Genomic DNA, 5682 nt, shown 5'->3' with positions numbered 1-5682 from the left:
TGAAAAGAGCGCGCATGCCGCTCGATCTCCCGCCGCCGCGTGAGAGCCGCTTCGGCACGCCGCTGGAGCTCTCCCGCGTCCATTGGGTCAAGCCGGAACTCGTGGTCGAGGTGACGTATCTCACATGGACGGAAGATGGCCTGTTGCGCCAGGTTTCCTACCAGGGCGAGCGACAAGACAAGCCGGCGCGGCAAGTCAAACGGGCGGCGCCTCACACCTGATCAGCACGCGCGATTCGCGCCATTCTGCAAGAGCCGATTTCACTCAGCCCTAATCACGTCCCGTCTGGCGATCGTTGGGGTCAAAGCGCTAAGCTTTCCCGATGATACCGATTCTCGCATGAACATCCCAGGCAAGAGAGTGCTGAGGGTAAGGTGAGCGATGGCAGAGGCAGCGGCCAAGCTTGAAGCGATGCGGACGTCGCTCCCGGCGATGCCGCACAACATCGAAGCCGAGCAGGCCCTGTTGGGCGCGATTTTCATCAACAACGATGCGCTCTATCGTGTGTCCGACTTCCTGAAATCGGATCATTTCTTCGAGCCACTGCATCGTGCGATTTTCGACGTGATCGTCAGCTTGATCGAAGCAAACAAAATCGCGAGCCCTATCACAGTCAAAACCTTTCTTCCGGCCGACCTGGATATCGCCGGACTGTCACTCTCGCAGTATCTCGCGCGCGTGGCGGCCGAAGCCACGACCGTGATCAACGCGGCGGATTATGGTCGCTCCATCTACGACTTGGCGATCCGGCGCGAGTTGATCAACATCGCGGACGACATCCGCGACGCCGCATTCAATTCGGCTGTCGACTCCGCGCCGCGCGAGCAGATCGAACATGCGGAACAGCGTCTCTACGAAGTCGCAGAAACGGGTCGGTTCGGCAGCGGATTCGAGACATTTGATGCTGCCCTGACGCAAGCGATCGACAACGCCGCTCTCGCCTATCAATGCGATGGGAAACTCTCGGGCCTGCCGACAGGTCTTAAAGACCTCGATGCAATGATGGGAGGGCTCCAGCCTTCGGACCTGATCATCATTGCTGGTCGGCCTGGCATGGGCAAGACGTCGCTCGCAACGAACATCGCCTACAACGTCGCTAAAGCCTATGAGGCGCCTGTTACGAGCGCTGGCTCTCCACAAGTCCGTTCCGGAGGGACTGTTGCCTTTTTCTCGCTCGAGATGTCATCCGAGCAGCTCGCGACGCGAGTCATCGCAGAGCAGTCGGAGATCTCGTCTTCAAGCATCCGGCGCGGCGAGATATCAGAGAACGACTTCGATGCGTTGCTCCAGCGACGGCAGGAGATTCGACGCATACCGCTTTTTATCGACCAGACGGGCGCTCTTACCATCGGCCAAGTGGCTGCGCGCGCGCGACGTCTGAAGCGACAGCGTGGCCTCGATCTGATCGTCGTCGATTACATTCAACTCATGCAAGGTATGACGCAACGCGCCGCGCAAAACCGCGTACAGGAGGTGACGGAGATCACAACCGGCCTGAAGGCGCTCGCCAAAGAGCTTAACGTCCCGATTGTCGCGTTGTCGCAATTGTCACGAAACGTCGAGAACCGCGAAGAAAAGCGCCCGCAACTATCTGACCTCCGCGAGTCCGGGTCGATTGAACAGGACGCCGACGTCGTACTCTTTGTCTATCGCGAAGAATATTATCTGAAGAATCGAGAGCCGACGCCCGGCACCGATGCTCACATTAGATGGGAAGTTGAGCTTGCGACATCGCGGGGCAAGGCCGAAATCATCATCAGCAAGCAGCGACATGGCCCGACCGGCACCGTGAATCTGTCGTTTCAGGGCGAGTTCACGCGCTTTGCCGATCTTGTCGACGCGAACAGGATTCCATTTCCCGCTCCCTAAGCGCGACGACGGCGCCATGCCAGCGCCTCGCGGAGTGCTGACCCTGGCCGGACAGCTCGGCGTGCCACAAATGAAGGTCAGAGACGGGGCTACGCCTGGGACGTTTTGTGCCGCTCGAGATGGTCTTGCAACTCACCTAAATCATCCCTAGATTGGGGATTGATTAGAGATGGAGTTTCAAATGTCAGCGGCCCAGGCCTTGACACTGACCGAAGCTGGCTACGTGCTAAATCGGACGACAGCGGCCCTCAACAAGGCCGTCGACACCGGCGTCATCCGGGCACGCCAGCGGCGCGTCGGAAGCAGCATTCAGCGTCTTCTCGGCCCGGCGGAAATGCGGTTTCTGTTGGTCGCCGACCGGCTGGAAGGCGACCTCACGCCGGCGGGCCGGCGCAGGCTCTATCACGCAATTCGGCGGCTGTCGGTCGATGCGCACCACGTCGCACTTGGAGAAGTCGTTCTCGACCTGCACAAGATCGATGCCGACCTCAAGGGCCGGCTGCGACGTCTACATGAGCTGCGCCAATGGGTCGGGGCGCAGACCGATCGCAGCGAGCCGCTTATTAAGGGCACCCGAATCCCCGCCTACATGGTAGCAGCCCTTGCTCGTGGACAATCGGTCGCGGAGATCGTCGAGGATTTTCCATCGCTGAGCCGCGATCAGGTCGAAGCTGCGATTGACTATGCGAAGGCCTATCCGAAGCGCGGTCGACCGTATCCTGCGCGAAGCCTCAAGCGCACTCTCGCCGAGCTCGCTAACCTCACGGCATCCGGCGAAGAAGCGGAGGGGGACGAGGTTGCACCCCGCCGGATTCCGTGACGGCGTATCTGCTGGACGAGAATGTGCTTCGCGAGTTCAGTGCGCGAGGCAACAAGAACGTTCGCAAGTGGCTCGCGACAATCGACGATTCGGACTTGCGACTGAGCGCCGCGACGCTGTTCGAAAAGCGTCGCGGCGCCGAGATGCTAAAGCGGCGCAACCCGGAACGTGCCGCAGAATTGCTCAACGCAATCGCCACGCTCGAGAAAGCCTATGCCGACCGTATCATTCCTGTTGACGCCGCTGTCGTAGCTGAATGGACCCGTATGCTCGGGACGAAGAACAAAGATCGTTGGGATCTCGCTCTCGCCGCGACCGCGAAGGTGCGCGGTTTCGTTCTCGTCACTCGCAACATAAAGGACTTCGAAACTCGCAGTATACGGTTGCTCAATCCATTCCGCGATCCGCCGCTCAAAATCGAACCATGACACCGCGGCGATGAATAAACCCAGCCGCAAGGCTCCCTCAACAGCGATACTCCGACAGCTCTATGCGCTGTCCGGAAATCTATGCGCCAACCCGAGTTGCACGACCGTCCTCATCAACGCGAACGGAACGCTGGTTGCGGATGTCTGCCATATTAAGGCGGAAAGCGCTGGCGGACCACGATACGACAAAAGGCTGAGCGAAGAAGAGCGCCGCAGCGCCGCAAACCTCATTCTGCTCTGCAACACCTGCCACACGCTCGTCGATCGCGAACCGCATAAGTACACGGTTGCCGTATTGACGAAGTGGAAGAGAGATCGAGAGGATCGTTTCGCGGCGATCGGTGACACATTGCGGCAACGATACGTAGGCAACATTGTTGATGAGGCCGAAACCGCCGATCTTTCCATCCCGCGAACGTTCAAGGCCTACAAGCGATATCTGCACAAGGAGCGAATATCCCACACGATCGACGCTCATACGATCGAGAACGTTCAAGATTACATTGGCAGGCTTCGGCACATGGCGAGCGCGGACCGGGATCTGGTTCGAGCAATCGTCGAAAAAGGAATCGCGTTGGGCGGGCGTCGCGACACCGAATACGGCATCAATGTTCATCCGGACGACTTGAAGACGATCCACGTCGACAACCGACCGCTCTCTGACTACCGGATCGGCAAGTTGGGAAAAACGCTGGACCGCAACAATCTTGGCGGCATCGATGTCGATGGTGAGCCGCAGTTACAGATATCGGCGCCGGACGAAGATCTCGGCTGGTCCACCCTCAAGGACTTTCTTGAAGAGCGGGGAAAGACGCTGCGAGAGTTGATTTGTGATCTAAGGTTCAAGTTGCTGGACTGACTCTTGATCGTGGCTGACGCATTCGGCTCCTGCGGAAACGGCAATTGCGTAGGACGTCGGATCGTTATGCCGCGCGACTCATCTGCCGACGCACCTCTGCATACCAGTCGAGCTCGCTATGGCAGTGAGCCCAGTTCGCCGCCTTCTTCGGATGAAACGAAACCCACGACTTCAATCCGTCAAATGCCGCAGATTTCAGAAACTGCGGGAATGGAGGTGGCCCTTCTGGCCGTACAGGGAGACCAAAACGGCGCGAAAGACGCTGCAAATCGCCTCGTGAAAAGCCCGCAAGAAGTATTCGTTCTGATGGAGGCGCACCTTCGCAAATCCACCAGTCTTCGGATTCGGGGTTAGCTCGCCGTTGATGACAAAAAATGGCCGACGAGCCGAGTGGCGCCGTATGACGTTGCGGCTTGCCGATAGGCCGGGCGCTGATCAGCGGGCCGGCGCTCCCCAATTCGCCCCGAAAGACGACGTCGTTGATCACGGTCTGGAAGAAGGTGAGGTCGCTCGCCATCGCTAAGGCCCACAAGCCGAATCAGATGAATCGTAGCATGCGAGGTTGGCATCGCAGGCGTCGATCAGCTTTTTCTCGCGGCGTAGAACTCGACATACATGCGCATCGGCGTGCTCGCTGGCGCAACGTCGTGCAATCGCTCCGGCCGGACGACGCCGGGCTTTCCCGGCTCGAGCACTGTCTCGCTCGGCGGCTCGTAAATCCGATAGGTCAGCTTGCCTTCGAGAACGTGGATCAACGCCCATGTCCCCGCCTTCGTGCTGTGTTGTTTCCGAAGCGCCGCCGGCAGGGTGTCCTGATCGAACTCCGGAGAGCGGCTATAGGCTTCGACGTCTGCAGGAAGGTCATTCATGGCAGCATGATCCCGACGCTAGAAGCCATATCGCTCGTCGGCCCAACGCAGCAGCACCTTCGCATCATGATCCGGCAGGCGCACGCGCGCCTCGCGCAGGCCTTGCGCGATCGTCTCGCCGACTTCGGGAGAGACTTTGTTGCCATGCGTCATCAGGAAAAACCACGCGAACGGCAGGCCCATCTCCCGGTCGATCGCCTCGATGCGATCCATGAGCATGTGGACGGATGAATCGCCCGCCTCCAGGCGCTCGTCCGGCAGACGCAGTGGACGGGGGATGAACGCGACCTCGCGTTCATCCTTGTGTTCGTAATCCCTGATGTCGAGCGCCCAATGCTCGTAAACGCGGCTCGCCCGCGCGCTCGACTGCTCCCAGTCCTGAAAGAAGCGGACCTCTCGCGGCGTGAAATCGAAGTAGTTGGGCTGCAAGTCGAGAAACGGCGTCCGCGTGCCGTCGGAGCTGACCCACGCGCTCCGCTCCAATTCCGGCCGTCGCGCCTCCCGCTTGTCGCGTTCGAGACGCGCGCAGCGCGCGAGAAAAGTGCGGACATACACGACGCTGCTGGCGCGATTCAGCCTGTAAAGCGGACCAGCAAGCACCTTGTCGTCTGACATTTCGTCGTGCGTGATCCATGACGGATCGAGCAGTTCCTCTTTGCCCCAAGGCCGACGTGATGGGTTGACGATTGGACCCGCACACCATTCGGTCTCACGACCGAGCGCAATCTGCACATAGTCAGCCGCGCCCGATCCTGTCGGCGCGAAGGCGTAGACGCTGTTGCCGTGCCATTCCGAGATCTGGAGATCAGTGTCCTGCAACCGTCGCCAGACCGTCGC

Annotated in this window: 8 protein-coding genes; 5 read left to right on the top strand and 3 right to left on the bottom strand. The window is 59.7% G+C overall.

Features of this window, described 5'->3' with window-relative positions:
* The 5 genes from IP86_RS08975 to IP86_RS08955 all read left to right on the top strand — a co-directional run.
* The coding region (locus IP86_RS08975; protein ID WP_210168169.1) for an ATP dependent DNA ligase at positions 1-221 on the top strand (221 nt) is incomplete at its 5' end.
* Positions 222-381: 160 nt separating this feature from the next.
* Entirely contained in the window at positions 382-1869 is a 1488-nt protein-coding gene (locus tag IP86_RS08970; protein WP_054162178.1) for a replicative DNA helicase, read from the top strand.
* Between the two features lie 181 nt (positions 1870-2050).
* Positions 2051-2689, top strand: coding sequence for a DUF433 domain-containing protein (locus tag IP86_RS08965; RefSeq protein WP_054162180.1), 639 nt, complete (start codon positions 2051-2053; stop codon positions 2687-2689).
* Positions 2686-3117 carry a type II toxin-antitoxin system VapC family toxin gene (locus IP86_RS08960; RefSeq protein WP_054162177.1) on the top strand — a complete coding sequence of 144 codons (432 nt, stop codon included), beginning with the start codon at positions 2686-2688 and terminating at the stop codon, positions 3115-3117. The genes IP86_RS08965 and IP86_RS08960 overlap by 4 nt, the downstream gene beginning before the upstream one ends.
* A gap of 10 nt (positions 3118-3127) precedes the next feature.
* Positions 3128-3976 carry an HNH endonuclease gene (locus IP86_RS08955; RefSeq protein ID WP_054162176.1) on the top strand — a complete coding sequence of 283 codons (849 nt, stop codon included), beginning with the start codon at positions 3128-3130 and terminating at the stop codon, positions 3974-3976.
* Between the two features lie 64 nt (positions 3977-4040).
* Here the strand turns inward: IP86_RS08955 and IP86_RS28620 are convergent, their stop codons facing one another.
* From IP86_RS28620 to IP86_RS29035, 3 genes are all read right to left on the bottom strand, one after another.
* Complete coding sequence (locus tag IP86_RS28620) at positions 4041-4493, bottom strand: hypothetical protein (RefSeq protein WP_156332448.1); 453 nt, start codon at positions 4491-4493, stop codon at positions 4041-4043.
* Between the two features lie 64 nt (positions 4494-4557).
* Positions 4558-4845 carry a TehB family protein gene (locus tag IP86_RS08950; RefSeq protein ID WP_054162175.1) on the bottom strand — a complete coding sequence of 96 codons (288 nt, stop codon included), beginning with the start codon at positions 4843-4845 and terminating at the stop codon, positions 4558-4560.
* A gap of 18 nt (positions 4846-4863) precedes the next feature.
* A partial coding sequence (locus IP86_RS29035; RefSeq protein WP_054162174.1) for a hypothetical protein occupies positions 4864-5682 on the bottom strand: 819 nt, incomplete at its 5' end.

The organism is Rhodopseudomonas sp. AAP120 (genome assembly GCF_001295845.1).
Taxonomy (GTDB): domain Bacteria; phylum Pseudomonadota; class Alphaproteobacteria; order Rhizobiales; family Xanthobacteraceae; genus Rhodopseudomonas.
This window is presented reverse-complemented; position numbering and strand designations above follow the sequence as displayed.

Excerpts from the sequence above, each read along its gene's own strand:
- IP86_RS08965 (WP_054162180.1), top strand. The coding sequence starts at position 2,051 with ATGTCAGCGGCCCAGGCCTTGACACTGACCGAAGCTGGCTACGTGCTA.
- IP86_RS08970 (WP_054162178.1), top strand. The coding sequence starts at position 382 with ATGGCAGAGGCAGCGGCCAAGCTTGAAGCGATGCGGACGTCGCTCCCG.
- IP86_RS28620 (WP_156332448.1), bottom strand. The coding sequence starts at position 4,493 with ATGGCGAGCGACCTCACCTTCTTCCAGACCGTGATCAACGACGTCGTC.
- IP86_RS08955 (WP_054162176.1), top strand. The coding sequence starts at position 3,128 with ATGAATAAACCCAGCCGCAAGGCTCCCTCAACAGCGATACTCCGACAG.
- IP86_RS08950 (WP_054162175.1), bottom strand. The coding sequence starts at position 4,845 with ATGAATGACCTTCCTGCAGACGTCGAAGCCTATAGCCGCTCTCCGGAG.